Source organism: Vibrio sp. Y176 (assembly GCF_033438945.1).
Map to the genome: position 1 here is coordinate 1 of NZ_JAWOQS010001127.1, position 528 is coordinate 528.

Below are 528 nucleotides of genomic sequence, written 5' to 3' on the forward strand. Positions count from 1 at the left end.
TGGCAATTTGCTGTGCTTCTTCTAAAGAATGCATCGCTGCAGTACCACACTGGTACTCATTTAGCTCAGGGATTTTGTTCTGGCTTTCCACTTTTAGCACATCTTCCATAGAAGCAAGCCATGCGTCTGCGACTTGCTGTTCAGAAGGCGTACCAATGAGACTCATGTAAAAACCAGTGCGACATCCCATCGGTGAGATATCAATGATTTCCACACTGTCACCATTTAGGTGATTACGCATGAAACCTGCGTACAAGTGCTCTAGTGTATGAATGCCTTTCTCTGAAAGAATGTCTTTGTTAGGCGCAGTGAAGCGTAAGTCGAAAACCGTAATGGTATCTCCTTTTGGAGTTTGCATGGTTTTCGCGACACGCACTGCTGGTGCATTCATGCGAGTGTGGTCTACGGTGAAGCTATCGAGTAAAGGCATTACATCTCTCCTGATTGTAATTCCAACACCTTGAGGTATTGGTTTGGTTTTTATACCCAAATGGGGTTAAAAGAACCAGCTGCTGTTGTCTTCCAGTT

General features: G+C 44.5%; 1 protein-coding gene. It reads right to left on the reverse strand.

The window, feature by feature from the left end; translation table 11 throughout:
• Positions 1–430, reverse strand: a 430-nt coding sequence (gene luxS / locus R7O13_RS30575; RefSeq protein WP_318305684.1) for an S-ribosylhomocysteine lyase, incomplete at its 3' end; no start/stop codon positions are given.
• Between the last annotated feature and the right edge of the window lie 98 nt (positions 431–528).